The 15,297-nt window shown below is 62.4% G+C and carries 15 protein-coding genes, 1 pseudogene and 1 riboswitch; of the genes and pseudogenes, 9 read left to right on the top strand and 7 right to left on the bottom strand.

Annotated features, from left to right (window positions below; genetic code table 11):
- Positions 1–45: 45 nt before the first annotated feature.
- The 7 genes and pseudogenes from GGD57_RS26265 to GGD57_RS26235 form a co-directional block, all read right to left on the bottom strand.
- A complete protein-coding gene (locus GGD57_RS26265) occupies positions 46–783 on the bottom strand; it encodes a sugar transferase (RefSeq protein WP_184473113.1) in 738 nt (245 codons plus the stop codon).
- Between the two features lie 167 nt (positions 784–950).
- Complete coding sequence (locus GGD57_RS26260) at positions 951–2,171, bottom strand: acyltransferase family protein (RefSeq protein ID WP_184473112.1); 1,221 nt, start codon at positions 2,169–2,171, stop codon at positions 951–953.
- Between the two features lie 162 nt (positions 2,172–2,333).
- Positions 2,334–3,344, bottom strand: a complete 1,011-nt coding sequence (locus GGD57_RS26255; RefSeq protein WP_184473111.1) for an ABC transporter substrate-binding protein — start codon at positions 3,342–3,344, stop codon at positions 2,334–2,336.
- 67 nt (positions 3,345–3,411) lie between these two features.
- Positions 3,412–4,224, bottom strand: coding sequence for an ABC transporter ATP-binding protein (locus GGD57_RS26250; RefSeq protein WP_184473110.1), 813 nt, complete (start codon positions 4,222–4,224; stop codon positions 3,412–3,414).
- Positions 4,221–5,027, bottom strand: coding sequence for an ABC transporter permease (locus GGD57_RS26245; RefSeq protein WP_184473109.1), 807 nt, complete (start codon positions 5,025–5,027; stop codon positions 4,221–4,223). Before GGD57_RS26245 ends, GGD57_RS26250 begins: the two co-directional genes overlap by 4 nt.
- A 17-nt stretch (positions 5,028–5,044) precedes the next feature.
- A pseudogene (locus GGD57_RS26240) lies at positions 5,045–5,161 on the bottom strand (YkoF family thiamine/hydroxymethylpyrimidine-binding protein); the annotation flags it as partial.
- Positions 5,152–5,265, bottom strand: a riboswitch (TPP riboswitch). It overlaps the preceding pseudogene by 10 nt.
- A 164-nt stretch (positions 5,266–5,429) precedes the next feature.
- Positions 5,430–6,005: an NADPH-dependent FMN reductase gene (locus GGD57_RS26235; RefSeq protein WP_184473108.1), complete on the bottom strand. Its 576-nt coding sequence runs from the start codon at positions 6,003–6,005 to the stop codon at positions 5,430–5,432.
- A gap of 82 nt (positions 6,006–6,087) precedes the next feature.
- Between GGD57_RS26235 and soxR the strand changes: the two genes are divergently transcribed.
- From soxR to GGD57_RS26190, 9 genes are all read left to right on the top strand, one after another.
- Entirely contained in the window at positions 6,088–6,552 is a 465-nt protein-coding gene (gene soxR, locus GGD57_RS26230) for a redox-sensitive transcriptional activator SoxR (RefSeq protein WP_184473107.1), read from the top strand.
- A 202-nt stretch (positions 6,553–6,754) separates the two neighbouring features.
- Positions 6,755–7,525: an SDR family oxidoreductase gene (locus GGD57_RS26225; protein ID WP_184473106.1), complete on the top strand. Its 771-nt coding sequence runs from the start codon at positions 6,755–6,757 to the stop codon at positions 7,523–7,525.
- Between the two features lie 103 nt (positions 7,526–7,628).
- Positions 7,629–7,970, top strand: a complete 342-nt coding sequence (locus GGD57_RS26220) for an ArsR/SmtB family transcription factor (protein WP_085739070.1) — start codon at positions 7,629–7,631, stop codon at positions 7,968–7,970.
- A 77-nt stretch (positions 7,971–8,047) separates the two neighbouring features.
- A complete protein-coding gene (locus GGD57_RS26215; protein WP_085738598.1) occupies positions 8,048–8,941 on the top strand; it encodes a LysR family transcriptional regulator in 894 nt (297 codons plus the stop codon).
- Between the two features lie 134 nt (positions 8,942–9,075).
- A complete protein-coding gene (locus tag GGD57_RS26210) occupies positions 9,076–9,555 on the top strand; it encodes a formate dehydrogenase subunit gamma (RefSeq protein WP_184473105.1) in 480 nt (159 codons plus the stop codon).
- Positions 9,552–11,108, top strand: a complete 1,557-nt coding sequence (locus GGD57_RS26205) for a formate dehydrogenase beta subunit (RefSeq protein WP_184473104.1) — start codon at positions 9,552–9,554, stop codon at positions 11,106–11,108. The genes GGD57_RS26210 and GGD57_RS26205 overlap by 4 nt, the downstream gene beginning before the upstream one ends.
- Before the next feature lie 60 nt (positions 11,109–11,168).
- Positions 11,169–14,048 (top strand): formate dehydrogenase subunit alpha, encoded by a 2,880-nt coding sequence (gene fdhF / locus GGD57_RS26200; protein WP_184473103.1) that lies wholly within the window; start codon positions 11,169–11,171, stop codon positions 14,046–14,048.
- A 43-nt stretch (positions 14,049–14,091) separates the two neighbouring features.
- A complete protein-coding gene (gene fdhD / locus GGD57_RS26195; protein ID WP_184473102.1) occupies positions 14,092–14,916 on the top strand; it encodes a formate dehydrogenase accessory sulfurtransferase FdhD in 825 nt (274 codons plus the stop codon).
- The gene (locus GGD57_RS26190; protein WP_184473101.1) at positions 14,906–15,151 is read left to right on the top strand and encodes a formate dehydrogenase subunit delta; all 246 of its coding nucleotides are present in this window, start codon (positions 14,906–14,908) and stop codon (positions 15,149–15,151) included. Before fdhD ends, GGD57_RS26190 begins: the two co-directional genes overlap by 11 nt.
- Positions 15,152–15,297: the final 146 nt, after the last annotated feature.

The raw sequence follows: 15,297 nt of genomic DNA, 5'->3' as shown, positions 1-15,297 counted from the left end.
GAAAAGGTAGGACCACGTGCGGCTTTGCCGATGCAGTGAACCGTCTCAGAAGCCGGTGCCGCCACGCAGTTCGATGACCAGCGTCTTCAACAGAATCTTTAAGTCGAGCAGCAGGCTGAAATTCCTGACATAATATATATCGCAGGCGATGCGGGCCCGGGCTTGCAGCGGCCGCGCGGTCGGACCGCGCCATCCGCGCGTCTGCGCAAGGCCGGTAATGCCGGGACGCATGATGTGTCGGTGATGGTAGTCGGGCACGAGTTCTTCGTAGAGCCGGCCGGCAGCCCGCATGTTGATGGCGTGGCAGCGCGGGCCGACCAGCGACATGTCGCCCTTGAGGACGTTCAGAAGCTGCGGCAGTTCATCGATATTGGTCTTGCGGAGCACCGCGCCGATGCCTGTCACCCGGCTGTCGCCCTTGACCGTCTGTTGCACGCCGCTCGGATCGCAAGCTTCGGCGCGCATCGTTCGGAACTTGAAGACGGTAATCTTGTGGCCGTTCAGTCCCCAGCGGATCTGGCGGAAAAATACCGGCCCGCCGTCGTCGAACTTGATGAAGAGCGCGATCGCCAGAAAAAACGGCGCCAGAACGATGAGGGCGCTGAGCGAGGCGACAATGTCGATCAAACGCTTCACGCCGAGCCGCACAGCGCTCTTTCTTTCAACATGAGAAAAGCTGTCCGGCTGGCGAATGTTGGAATTCGCGATAACCAGGGACCCGATTTTGTCCTGACGCTGAGACGGATCGAAGCGTGAATTCGTCTTCGAAGTATAAGCATTCATTACGCAAGGCCCACAAGTTTAGATGCGATACTGAACTGCAGGGAGACAGATACATCCTCACGTATCGTTTGTCATCGGTTTAAATAAGAAATCAGTAACCCCAAAGAAGCCAAAAATGGGAGTAATTCTCGTTAACCTTAATGCCTGTAGTTGAGGTGACGGAGAATTTATACTTTGAAAGGAGTAGCCCGATTGGGCTGGCGCGATGTCAGGCGGTTGCCGATGTCGATCACCGGCTTTTCCAGCAGTGTGTAGCTGAGGCTTGCGACCAGAAAGACAGATGCTGCCGCCAGTCCACAGGACTGCAGCCAGCCGGTGACGACGTTTTCCGAGGAAACGCCGAACGAACCCTGGTCGAGCCTCTGGATCGATATCAGGATGATCTCCTGCCAGATATAGATGCCGAAGGAGATCTTTGCGATGTAGCGGACGGGAGCGTTGTCGAGCAATCTGCCCAGATATTGCGAATGGCAGAGCGAGACGAGCGCCGTTGCGATTGCCAGCGGAAAGACCGGGAAGCCATAGGGGATTTCGAGCCAGCCATAAGCTTCGGGGGTGCCGCCCGGCGATATGCCAAGGCGGTAGCCGGCAATGGCAAGGGCCAGCAGCGCTGCGGTATCGAACCAGGGGGAGGGTCTTCTGGGGAGCATGACCTCGACGCCGGCAGCAAGCGCGCCGAGTGCGAAGACGGCGAAGAAGCCGATCGGATTATATCTCGGCATCCACTCCTTCGCCCCACCCTGGAGGCCGTATTGCCAGCCGCGTCCGATGTCGTCGAGCGCAAAGACGGTGAGGATCAGCACATGGGCGAGGAGCACGCCTGACATCGCGCAAAGCCAGGCGAAGCGGGCGAGGAGCGGCCGCTGCCTCAAGGCCGGCAAACGGAACAGCAGGAAGAAGCAGGCCGGCAGCAGCACATAGCTGGTGACCTCGAAGGGGATCGACCAGAGCGGCCCGTCTGTCTCGACAGGAAAAAACGTGCGCCAATGCCACTGGCTCATGAACAGCAGCCCGGAGAGGTAGCGCAGCGCAAGCTCTGGCGTCAGCGGCAGGGCAAGCAGCGTCAGGCTGAGAACGAAGCCGACGGTTGCGGCGAACCAGAAGCCCGGGGCGATGCGCGCCGCCCTGCGGATCGTGTAGTGGCGGAGGCTCGGCATGTTGCTGCCATTGTCGAGCGCCCGCCAGAAGGGATGGGCAAGAAGGAAGCCGCTGAGCACGAAGAAGATGGCGACGCCGAAATTGCCGAAGCGGAGGATGTTTGCGGCCGGCCCCAATTCGTCGGGGATTCTGCGCATATCCAGCCGGATCGCCAGATGATGGATAAACACCAGCAGACAGGCCGTCGCGCGCAGAAAGTCCGCTCCGACCAGTCTTTCCTGTTGTCGCATCCTGTTCCCCGCCTTACGGCGCCGCGTCTTCACCCGTGCGGCGCTGTAACACTTTGAAGTGCTGCATCCTTTTTTCTTATATCGCTTCCGATTTAAGAAATCATGCAGTGCCAGATGGCCTTTGCCGCGGAAAACCGCGGCCGGCAAGGCCGAAGCTCGAGGTCAGACGAGCAGTTCGTTGGTGAAATAGCTGGAAAAATCCGGCTTCTCCTTGAGGGTGGCGCCGTTGGCATCGACCAGAATGCCGTTCTCGAGCAGGAAGCCGCCGATGCCTTCGGCCTTTGCCGGGTCGAGCGTGCCGATCACCCCGGTCTCGGACCTCAGGAAGTGCCCCTCGATCAACGCCTTCTGGGAAGCCTTGACCAGTTCAGTGTTCATCAGCGCGCCGTTGCTTCCCGATATCAGCAGCTCGCAGGCTTCGTCGGGATGGTCGACGGAATAGGCATAACCCTGGCGCGTCGCCTGGATGAAGGCGCGGGCATGTTCGCGGCTTGCCGAGAGATAGGCGTCGCTGGAGACGATGACCGTCGTCTGCTCGTCGGGAATGCCGTAATCGGAATAGTGGAAGCGGTCGATCTTGCGCTTTTCCAGCTCGGCGGCGATGCCTTCCCAGGTGTAGATTTCGAGGGTGAAATCGATCGAGCCATTGTCCAGCGCCTCGTAGGCGGAGGTGCCGAGGGTGACGGTGTTGACCTCGCCCTTGCCGCCGTCATTGCGGATCATCGCCGAGACCAGCGCGCTTTCCCAGGTGCCGCCAAAGCCGCCATAGGTCTTGCCGTCGAGATCTTTGGGGCTCTTGATGTCGTCGCGTCCGCCCTTGAAGATCAGCCGTGCGGTTTCGGTCTGGACGACGCCGTAGACCATCTTCACGTCGCCGCCGCCGGCGCGCTGGGTGATGGCCTCGATCTCGCTGCTGATGCCGAAATCGGCGACGCCGTTGGAAACAAGCGTTCCGGCGCTGGCATCGGCAAAGGGAAGGATCTCGACATCGAGGCCGGCGGCCTCATAGAAGCCCTTCGCCTTGGCGACATAGATGCCGATATGGTTGGTGTTGGGCGTCCAGTCGAGCGCGATGCGGACCTTTGCGGGCGCCGCTTGGGCGAAGGCCGAGCGGCCGGCGAGGCTTGCCGCGATGGCGGCGAAGATCGTCTGGCGACGGGTGAGAAGCAGCATGGTGACCTCCTTAGGTCTCTAAAGCATGGCGCCGAAAAATCTGAGCGGTTTCGGACGACATCATGCTCTAACTCTTTAAATTGGAACAGGATTCAGATTTTAGGCCGGCCGGCCTGAAATCATCCTGTTCTTGCGGATGAAGCAGGGTTTGCAGGATTTCGGTCTCGATCGCCTGGGCCGCCGCCGAGCCGAGATCGGCAAGGCTTCTCGGGCGGGGCAGGGGAACGTGGAATTCGCGTATGATACGCGCCGGACGGGCCGAAAGCACGTAGATGCGGTCGGAGAGGAACACGGCTTCGCGGACGTCATGGGTGATCAGCAGCGCCGTCCAGCGGTGCTCGGTCCACATGCCCTGCAGCCATTCCTGGATCTGCGTGCGCGTCAGCGCGTCGAGCGCGCCGAAAGGCTCGTCGAGCAGCAGCATGTCCTGGGTCTGGACGACGGTACGCAGCAGGGCGGCGCGCTGGCGCATGCCGCCCGATAGTTCGGAGGGGTAATGGCGTTCGAAGCCGGCAAGGCCGAAGCTTTCGAACAGCGGCGCCACGGCGGCGCGGGCGGCCTGGCGGCTCATGCCCCGCACCTCGAGGCCGAGTGCCGCATTGTCGATGATCCGGCGCCAGGGCATCAGTGCATCGCGCTGCGGCATGAAGGCGAAGGAATGCGGCGCCTGTTCCAGCGGCGCGCCGTTGAAAAGCAAGGCGCCGGAATCGGCACGCAGCGCCTGCGTCAGCAATCGCAATATCGTCGATTTTCCGGAGCCGGACGGGCCGACAATCGAAACGAACTCGCCGTTTGCGACGGCGAGCGAAATATCGCCCAGCACCTGCATGCCGTCGAAGGACTTCGAAATCTTGCGCAGTTCAACCATTGCATCGCTCATCGGCGTCGCTCCCCGGATGGCTGCCAGGGCATGACGAGGCGCTCGATCAACAGCGTCAGCCCGAAGAGGCAGAGTGTCAGCACGGCGCTGACGAGGACGGCGGCAAGCACGAGATCGGGACGGAAATTGTTCTTGGCGTTGAGAATATAAATGCCGAGGCCGCGGGCGGCGCCGGCATATTCGGCAAAGATCGCGCCGACGACGGCATAGGTGATCGAGATCCTCAGGCCGGCGAAGAAATAGGGCAGCGCCGAGGGAAGGCGCGCCAGGCGGAAAATCCGCCAGCGGCCTGCCTTCATCGAGTTCAGCAATTCGGCGATGTCACGGTCGGTCGATTCATAACCCTGCAGCAGGGCGACGAGCAGCGGAAAGAAGGTGACGAGCGCCACCAGCAGGATCTTCGGCACGAGACCGAAACCGAACCAGAGGACGACGAGAGGGGCGATTGCCACCAGCGGCAGGGTCTGGCTGGCGATGAAGACCGGCAGCAATGCCCGGCGCATGAAGGGCATGAAATCCATGAGGATCGACGCGGCGAAGGCGAAGGCAAGCGACAGCGCGAAGCCGCCGAGTGTCGCCCCAAGCGTCGGCCAGGTGTTTGCTATCAGCGCCTCGCGGTTCAGCCAGCCCTGGATGACGATGCGCGAAGGCGCCGGCAGGATGGACGGTTTGATGCCGGAGAGATCGACATAGACTTCCCATGCCGCCAGGAAGGCGCAGCCGGCGAGAAAGGCGGGCATGCCCCGGGTGAGAGCGGCGAGGAGCGCGGCAAGGCGGGAATCCGATGGTTGCGACGGTGTCATCAGCGTTCGATTTCGGCGTCGGTCTCGATGCGCAGCCGGTCGCGATAGGGATCGGGCGCCCTGACGGCGTCGAGAATGATACCGACGAAACTGCCGGACATCGGATAGAGTGATACTTGTGCGCCTGAAAACATCCGAACCTCGCTCCGCTGGCATTACCCAGATCAGCTTTGAAGGGTCCGGACGCTCGCGCCTCACATCTCAGCCCCGGCGATACGGAGCTCCCCTGTTAATCGGCGCGGAAATTATCACCGGGGTTTTCTTCCCGCAACCGCAAAATTGCCAACCCGTCCGCATGGCCGGGATGAGGCCGGCATGATGGGAAAACACCCGGACGGAGGTCCTGTCCGGGTGTCCCCAGAGGTTCCGTACCTGCCGGGAACGGAACCGCAGCCTTCTGCCTCAGGCGGCAATATCGGCATAGGGACGATCGCTGCGCGCGGCAATCAGCGCCCGGGTCCACCATTCCAGCCGCGCCATCATCCGGTCGAGCGCGTGCAGGGCGTCGCTCGGATCATGAAGCCGTCCGGCCGCGTCGAAGCGGCTCCATGGCGTGGAAAAGCTGACCGAATCGCGGATGGTGACGGCGTGGAGTTCGGCAAAGACGAGGCGCAGCTGCTCGACCGCGCGCAGGCCGCCCGAGATGCCGCCGTAACAAACGAAGGCGACCGGCTTGCCCTGCCAGGGCTCGAAAAACAGATCGATGGTCGATTTCAATGCGGCGGTGAAGCTGTGATTATATTCCGGCGTGACGATGATGAAGGCGTCGGCCATGCCGAGCCGCCCGGCGAGCCTGTCGATTTCGGGATGCGCCGTTTCGCGGCTGGGCGGCAGCGCGAATTCGAGCGGGTCGATGATGTCGATATCGAATTGCGGGAAGCGGGCGATTTCCCCGGTCAGCCATTTGACCACCCTCTCGCAGATGCGGCCCTTTCTCGTGCTTCCGTAGATTACCGCTAGCCTGATGGATGTTTTCATGCGTCGCTCCTCTCGCGATTGGGCTTTACGACTGCTGGAGCAAGGCTTATAAAACCTCAACTAATCTTGAGGTCAAGAGGCGATGGAGACAATTCCCACGGTGCCGCTCGGCAAGCTCCTGACGGTCGGCGAGGTGGCGGAACGCAGCGGCCTTGCCGTCTCGGCGCTGCATTTTTACGAAACCAAGGGACTGATCTCGAGCATTCGCAGCCGCGGCAACCAGCGCCGCTACGGGCGCGACGTGCTTCGCCGGCTCGGGATCATCAAGGTGGCCCAGCGTGTCGGCATTCCGCTTGCGGAAATCCAGGCCGCGTTCGAATCGCTGCCGCAGGGACGCACGCCGACGGCCGCCGACTGGCAGACGCTGTCGGCCCGCTGGAAAGATGATCTCGACGCGCGAATCAGCCAGCTCAGCCTGCTGCGCGACCGCCTGACCGGCTGCATCGGCTGCGGCTGCCTGTCGGTCGATAGCTGTCCGCTGCGCAATCCCGGCGACCGGCTCGGCAGGGAGGGGCCGGGCGCCCGGCTGCTGGAGGCCGAAAGCTAAGCCTGGCCTTGCCGGAACCAAACCCCGCGGAAAGATCGATCCGCGCCTTTCTTTCGGCCGGCGCCCTCATATGTTAAGGGCGCATGGCGCAACCGGTGGCATTGTTCACTAGAACAGGATGATTTTACGCCGGGTCGGCTTAAAATCTGAATCCTGCTCTAAATTCTAGAGTTTCGGCGTCACGCTCCAGGAGGACGGCTTCGTGTTTCATCCCAGACTGTTTGAAAATCGCAATGTCGTCGTAACCGGCGCTGGCCGCGGCATCGGGCTCGAAGTCGCCCGGCAGTTTCTCGACTGCGGCGCCAAGGTGATCGTCCATACCGGGCGCAAGCCCGGGCGCGACCTGCCGGATTTCCTGCTGACGGCTGAAACCGAAAGACGGGCGCTGCTGCTGCATGCCGATTTTGCCGCCGTCGGCGGAGCGGCGCAATTTGCAGACGATGTTCTCGGCTTCTTCGACAGGGTGCATGTGCTCGTCAACAATGCCGGCACCATGCTTGGCCGGTTTCCCGCCGCCACCCTGACCGACGCCGAATATGAGGCGGTCATACGGCTCAACCAGACATCGGTGGTGGCGCTGACGCGCGCCCTGCTGCCGGCATTGAAGGCTGCCGAGGGCGCTGCCATCGTCAACACCGTCTCGATTTCGGCGCTGACCGGCGGCAGCCCCGGCTCGTCGATCTATTCGGCCTCGAAAGCCTTCGTTGCGACCTATTCCAAGGCGCTCGCCCGCGAGCTCGCCCCGGATGCAATCCGCGTCAACTGCGTCTCTCCGGGAACGATCGAGACGGATTTCCACGAGCGCTATTCCTCCCGCGAAAAGCTGGAGCAGACCAGAAAATCCATCCCGCTGCAGCGGCTCGGCACGGCGGAGGATTGCGCTCCCGCCTATCTGTTCCTGGCGGCTCCCTCGCTCTCGGGATACATTACCGGCCAGGTGGTCGAGATCAATGGCGGACAGCTTATCTGCTGATTTACTGAGACCTTTTTTGGTATTTCATCATTATTGGCGAATTCGCTTCTACGAATATGCTACTGTGCTGAACTATTTCACCGCCGCCCTTCCGAGATATCGAATGCCGTTGCCTAAACCGGAGCCGGGGATGACCGGCCAGGAATTGCACAAACTCGCTGGAAAAGCCCATGAGGCGAGCGATCTGCTGAAAGCTTTGGCGCATCACACCCGACTTCTGATCCTCTGCATCCTGGCGAAAGAGGAGCGGACGGTCGGCGAGATCGAAAATATTCTCGGCATACAGCAGGCGATGGTCTCGCAGCAGCTTGCGCGTTTGCGGCTCGAAGGCCTGGTCAATACGCGCCGCCAGGGCAGGCTGGTCTATTACAGCATCGGCAATGTCAGCGTGCTTGCCTTCCTCGAATCGCTGTTCGATCTTTTTCCGATTGCAGAAAATCTTTAAAGCCCGTCGGGCAAAACTGTGCGGTGGTCTTGAGAACCGCCCTTGCGGAGCACGGCTGCTGCGTCGAAGATAAGGGGATGATCGACAAGCTGGAATTCTTTATCGCCCTTGCCAATGAAAAGCATTTCGGCCGTGCCGCCGAGGAGTGCGGGATTTCGCAGCCGACGCTTTCGGCCGCCATCCGCCAGCTCGAGGATCAATTGGGCGTCATGCTGGTACAGCGCGGTTCGCGGTTCCAGGGGCTGACGCCGGAGGGGCAGCGGGTACTCGAATGGGCCCGGCGCATCGTCGGCGACGCCCGCACCATGCGCGAGGAGATGCGCGCCGCCCGTCGCGGCCTTTCCGGTCATATCCGCCTCGCCGCCATCCCGACAGCGCTCGCCATGCTTTCGCGCATCACCACGCCCTTTCAGGAACGGCATCCCGGCGTGACCTTCTCGATCGTCTCGCGCAATTCGCTGCAGGTGCTGAGCATGCTCGAAAACCTCGAAATCGATGCCGGCATCACCTATCTCGAAAACGAGCCGCTCGGCCGTGTCACGAGCGTTCCGCTCTATGCCGAGCGTTATCATCTGATCACAGCCGCAGGCAGCCCGCTGTCCGATCGCGACAATGTGACCTGGAAGGAGGTCGGCGATCTTCGGCTTTGTCTATTGACCGCCGACATGCAGAACCGCCGAATCATCAATCGGCACCTGACGGAGGCAGGCGCGAGCGTGCATCCGACGCTCGAATCCAATTCGATGATCGTGCTGTTCTCGCATGTCAGGACCGGGCGCTGGGCCAGCATCATGCCGCGCAATGTTGCCATATCTTTTGGTTTTCCGGTGGAAATCCGCATGATTCCGATCGTCGAGCCGGAGGCGCATCATCTTGTCGGCCTTGTCGCGCCTTATCGCGAACCCTTCACGCCACTTGTATCGGCCTTGCTGCACGAAGCCCGAGTGCTCGTGCAGGATGAGGAACTTTGATAGAAAAAATCTATCGACCGACAAGATAGCGTTATTGATCGCCGGCGGCTTCCTTGCGATGCTGGTCGAGGAATAGCACTTGGGCTGGGGAGGCCGCCATTCCGCAACGAGCAAGCCGTCGGGAGGGCTGCCTTATGACCATTCATATCGCCGAAGGCGATATTGCCGCGCGCACTCGGGCCATCGTCGCCGATCTTCGTTTCCTCGAAGGGCCGCTGCTTCCCATTCTGCACGGGGTTCAGGAAGAATTCGGTTATGTGCCGCAGGAAGCGGTGCCTGTGATTGCCGAGGAACTGAACCTTTCGCGCGCCGAGGTCCATGGCGTGGTGACTTTCTATCATGATTATCGCGATCATGCGGCCGGCCGGCATGTGCTGAAGCTCTGTCGTGCCGAGGCCTGCCAGTCGATGGGCGGCGATGCAGTGGCCGAGCGCGTCAAGACGCTGCTCGGCATCGATTTTCACCAGACGACACTCGACGGCAGCGTGACGCTGGAGCCGGTCTACTGTCTCGGTCTCTGCGCCTGCGCCCCGTCGGCGATGCTCGACGGCGAGGTCTATGGCCGGATCGACGATCAGCTGGCGGCCGAACTCGTTGCGGAGGCACGCCGATGACAGTCAGGATTTATGTTCCGCGCGATGCCGCTGCGCTGGCGCTCGGGGCCGAAAAGGTGGCAAAGGCGATTGTCCAGGAGATCGCCGCCCGCGGCCTTGATGCCGAGATCGTGCGCAACGGCTCGCGCGGAATGTTCTGGCTGGAGCCGCTGGTCGAGGTCGAGCTTGCCGGCAAGCGAATCGGCTATGGGCCGGTGAAAGCACGGGATGTGCCGGCTCTGTTCGAGGCCGGAATGATGAACGGCGGCGATCACCCACTCTGTCTCGGGGAGGTTGAAGACCTCCCGTTCCTGAAGGAACAGACCCGCCTGACCTTCGCCCGCTGCGGCGTCATCGATCCGCTTTCGCTGGCCGATTACGAGGCGCATGGCGGCCTTGCCGGCCTTCGCCGCGCTGTCGCGATGGTGTCGGCCGAAATCGTCAAGGAAGTCACCGATTCCGGCCTGCGCGGACGCGGCGGCGCGGGTTTCCCGACAGGCATCAAATGGAAGACCGTCCTCGATGCGGCCGGCGACCGCAAATATATCGTCTGCAATGCCGATGAGGGCGACAGCGGCACTTTCGCCGACCGGATGATCATGGAGGGCGATCCCTTCGTCTTGATCGAGGGCATGGCGATCGCGGGACTTGCCACGGGCGCCACCAAGGGCTTCGTCTATACGCGTTCGGAATATCCGCATGCGATCGCTGTGATGAGCGAGGCCATCGGTATCGCCCGGCAGGCAGGGATTCTCGGCCCGTCGGTGCTCGGCTCGGGCCGCGCCTTCGATATCGAGGTGCGCACCGGCGCCGGCGCCTATGTCTGCGGCGAGGAGACGGCCCTGTTGAACAGCCTCGAAGGCAAGCGCGGCGTCGTGCGCGCCAAGCCGCCGCTGCCGGCGCATAAGGGGTTGTTCGACTGTCCGACCGTCATCAACAACGTGATCTCGCTCGCCTCCGTGCCTGTGATCATGGAGAAGGGTGCTGCCTTCTATCGCGATTTCGGCATGGGTCGCTCGCGCGGCACCATTCCGCTGCAGATCGCCGGCAATGTCAGATATGGTGGTCTTTACGAAACCGCCTTCGGCCTGTCGCTCGGCGATATTATCGACGGGATCGGCGGCGGCACGGCGACGGGACGACCGGTCAAGGCGGTGCAGGTCGGCGGACCGCTCGGGGCTTATTTCCCGCGGGCACTGTTCGACACGCCGTTCGATTACGAATCCTTTGCCGCCAAAGACGGGCTGATCGGCCATGCCGGCATCGTCGTCTTCGACGATACCGCCGATATGCTGAAGCAGGCGCGTTTCGCCATGGAATTCTGCGCCGTCGAAAGCTGCGGCAAGTGCACGCCCTGCCGCATCGGCTCGACGCGCGGCGTCGAGACGGCCGACAAGATCGCGCGCGGCATCGAGCCGGAGAAGAACCGGGCGCTGCTCACCGATCTCTGCAACACGATGAAATTCGGCTCGCTTTGCGCGCTCGGTGGTTTCACGCCTTATCCGGTGATGAGCGCCATGACGCATTTCCCGGAGGATTTTTCGCCGGCGCCGATCGCGGAGGCGGCCGAGTGATGATCTTCCAAGCCCCATGCTGTGACCTGCTCAATTCCATTTTCGTACAGGAGGCCGACCATGTCTCTCATCCATGAAATCGACTACGGCACTCCCGCTTCGACATCCGAGGTGATGGTAACGCTGACCATCGACGGACAGCAGATCAGCGTGCCGGAGGGCACTTCGATCATGCGCGCCTCGATGGAGGCCGGCATCACCGTGCCGAAGCTCTGCGCCAGCGACATGATCGATGCCTTCGGCTCCTGCCGGCTCTGTCTCGTCGAGATCGAGGGCCGGGCCGGCACGCCGGCTTCCTGCACGACGCCAGTGGCAGCCAACATGGTGGTGCACACCCAGACCGGACGGCTGAAGGATATCCGCCGCGGCGTGATGGAGCTTTATATCTCCGACCACCCGCTCGACTGTCTGACCTGTGCTGCCAACGGCGATTGCGAATTGCAGGACATGGCGGGCGCCGTCGGCCTGCGCGACGTACGCTACGGCTATGACGGCGACAACCATGTCAGGGCGCGCAACAACGGTGAGATCAATCTGCAATGGACGCCGAAGGACGAGTCCAATCCCTATTTCACCTATGATCCTTCCAAGTGCATCGTCTGTTCGCGCTGCGTGCGCGCCTGCGAGGAAGTGCAGGGCACCTTCGCGCTGACGATCGAGGGACGTGGTTTCGGCTCGCGCGTTTCGTCAGGCGCGCACGAAAGTTTCATCGAATCCGAGTGCGTCTCCTGCGGCGCCTGTGTCCAGGCCTGCCCGACGGCGACGCTGACGGAGAAGTCGGTGATCGAGATCGGCCAGCCCGAGCATTCGGCCGTCACCACCTGCGCCTATTGCGGAGTCGGCTGTTCCTTCAAGGCGGAGATGCGCGGCGAGGAATTGGTGCGCATGGTGCCGTGGAAAGACGGCCAGGCCAATCGCGGCCATTCCTGCGTCAAGGGCCGCTTCGCCTACGGTTATTCCACCCACAAGGACCGCATCCTCAACCCGATGATCCGCGAAAAGGTCAGCGACCCCTGGCGGGAGGTGAGCTGGGACGAGGCCTTCGCGCATGTGGCCTCGGAGTTCCGCCGTATCCAGTATCAATACGGCCGCGAGGCGATCGGCGGCATCACCTCGTCGCGCTGCACCAATGAGGAAACCTACCTGGTGCAGAAGCTGATCCGCGCCGGCTTCGGCAACAACAATGTCGATACCTGCGCCCGCGTCTGCCATTCGCCGACCGGCTACGGCCTCGGCCAGACGTTCGGCACCTCGGCCGGCACGCAGAATTTCGACAGCGTCGAGCAGTCGGACGTGGTCGTCATCATCGGCGCCAATCCGACCGACGGGCATCCGGTGTTCGCCTCGCGGCTGAAGAAGCGGCTGCGCCAGGGCGCCAAGCTGATCGTCATCGATCCGCGCCGCACCGATATCGTCCGCTCGCCGCATATCGAGGCCTCCTATCACCTGCCGCTGAAGCCCGGCACCAACGTCGCGGTCATGACGGCGCTGGCGCATGTGATCGTCACCGAAGGTCTCTATGACGAACGCTTCATCCGAGAACGCTGCGACTGGTCGGAATTCGAGGACTGGGCCGCCTTCGTCTCCGAACCGGCGCACAGCCCGGAGCAGACCGAGATCTTCACCGGCGTGCCGGCGGCGGATCTGCGTGGTGCGGCACGGCTCTATGCCAAGGGCGGCAACGGCGCGATCTATTACGGTCTCGGCGTCACCGAACACAGCCAGGGCTCGACCACGGTCATTGCGATCGCCAACCTGGCGATGGCGACCGGCAATATCGGTCGTCCCGGCGTCGGCGTGAACCCGCTGCGCGGCCAGAACAACGTGCAGGGCTCGTGCGACATGGGCTCCTTCCCGCACGAACTGCCGGGCTACCGGCATATTTCCGACGATGCGACCCGCGATATTTTCGAAAAGCTCTGGGGCGTGAAGCTCAATAATGAGCCGGGCCTGCGCATTCCGAACATGCTGGATGCGGCCGTCGACGGCTCCTTCAAGGGCCTCTACGTCCAGGGCGAGGATATTCTCCAGTCCGATCCCGATACGAAACATGTCGCCGCCGGTCTTGCGGCGATGGAATGCGTCGTCGTGCAGGACCTGTTCCTCAACGAGACCGCCAATTATGCCCATGTCTTCCTGCCGGGTTCGACCTTCCTCGAGAAGGATGGCACCTTCACCAATGCCGAGCGCCGCATCAACCGCGTGCGCAAGGTCATGTCGCCGCGCAACGGCTACGGCGACTGGGAGGTGACGCAGAAGCTTGCCCAGGCGATGGGGCTCGACTGGAACTATAGTCATCCGTCCGAAATCATGGACGAGATCGCCGCGACGACGCCGAGTTTTGCGCTTGTTTCCTACGATTATCTCGAAAAGATGGGCTCGGTGCAGTGGCCCTGCGATGAAAAGAACCCGCTCGGCTCGCCGATCATGCATATCGATGGCTTCGTGCGCGGCAAGGGCAAGTTCATCCGCACCGAATACGTGGCGACCGACGAGCGCACCGGTCCGCGCTTCCCGCTGCTGCTCACCACCGGCCGCATCCTCAGCCAGTACAATGTCGGGGCGCAGACGCGCCGGACCGAAAATGTCGTCTGGCACGGGGAAGACCGGCTGGAAATCCATGCGCATGACGCCGAACAACGCGGCATTCGTGACGGCGACTGGGTGAAGCTTGTCAGCCGCTCCGGCGATACGACGCTTCGGGCACTGATCACCGATCGTGTGGCGCCAGGCGTCGTCTATACCACCTTCCATCACCCCGACACGCAGGCGAACGTCATCACCACCGATTTCTCCGATTGGGCGACGAACTGCCCGGAATACAAGGTGACGGCGGTGCAGGTCTCGCCCTCCAACGGGCCGAGCGACTGGCAGATGGAATATGACGAACAGGCACGGCAATCGCGCCGCATTGCCGGCAAGCTCGAAGCGGCGGAGTGACGATGCAGGGCGGGCAACTATTGCCGAAGAGGGGGCGTGCAGCATGATTTTCCCGACCACCGCCCGCGCCCCCGAAACCGCCCGCCGCAACGGCCTCATGCACAGCGGTTCGCGTATCGTGCCGGAAGAAGTGCCGATCGCTTTTTCCTATGGCGGCAGTTCGCATGCGGTGATGATGGCCACACCCGCCGATCTTGAGGATTTTGCCGTCGGTTTCAGCCTGGCCGAAGGGATCATCGCCAGCCGAGCCGAAATATCCGGCATCGAAATCGTCGCGGGTGAGCAGGGGATCGATGTGCAGGTGAGCCTCGTCGACGATGTCGCCGATCGGCTGCGGGCACGACGCCGCAGCATGGCGGGGCCGGTCGGCTGCGGGCTCTGCGGCATCGAATCGATCGAACAGGCGGTGCGGCCGGTGCCGGATGTCTCGGCATCGTCACTCTCGTTGTCGCATGCCGATATCGTCAGCGCCGTTTCGCTTCTGAACGAGGCGCAGCCGCTGCATCGCGAGACGCGGGCAGTGCATGGCGCCGCCTTCTATCGTCCCGGCAGGGGCCTTGCTGCCGTGCGCGAAGATGTCGGCCGCCACAATGCGCTGGATAAGCTTTGCGGCGCCGCCATCGGCGCCGGCGAAAGAGGCGGCGACGGCGCCGTCGTCGTTACCAGCCGGCTTTCGGTCGAGATGGTGCAGAAGGCGGCGATCCTCGGCAGCCCCGTGCTCATCGCCATTTCAGCGCCGACGGCTCTGGCCATCCGCACGGCCGAAGAGGCCGGCATGACGCTCGTCGCGCTGGTGCGCGGCGAGGATTTCGAGATTTTCACCCACCCGCACCGCATCTCGCCCGGAAGCATCGCCGATGTCGCATGATACCAAGTCCAAGCTCGTCTACATGGCAAACCAGATCGCCACCTTCTTCAAGAGCCAGCCGGCAAGCGAGGCCGTGGAGGGGGTCGCCAATCATATCAATAAATTCTGGGAGCCGCGCATGCGGCGGCAATTGTTCGAAATTCTGGAGATGGAGGAAAACGGCCTGGATGCGCTCGTACTCCAGGCCGCTCCGATGATCCGCAAACCGGCGGCGGAGGTCAACCAGGCCCGGTAATCACGATCGGCGCGCGGGAGGACTACGCCAATGCGATGCTTGCCTGGGCTGTCGTCGGCATTCCGCTGCTCTGGGATGTCTGAGTAGTGCTGAAGGCGACCTTGGCGCTGTTCGGCCGAGATATCAAAACGCGCCGCATGGATCTC

Origin of the sequence: Rhizobium esperanzae (genome assembly GCF_014197615.1) — a bacterium.
Classification (GTDB): domain Bacteria; phylum Pseudomonadota; class Alphaproteobacteria; order Rhizobiales; family Rhizobiaceae; genus Rhizobium; species Rhizobium esperanzae_A.
The sequence above is the reverse complement of the archived record's forward strand: the minus strand, read 5'-3'. Positions and strand labels throughout refer to the sequence as shown.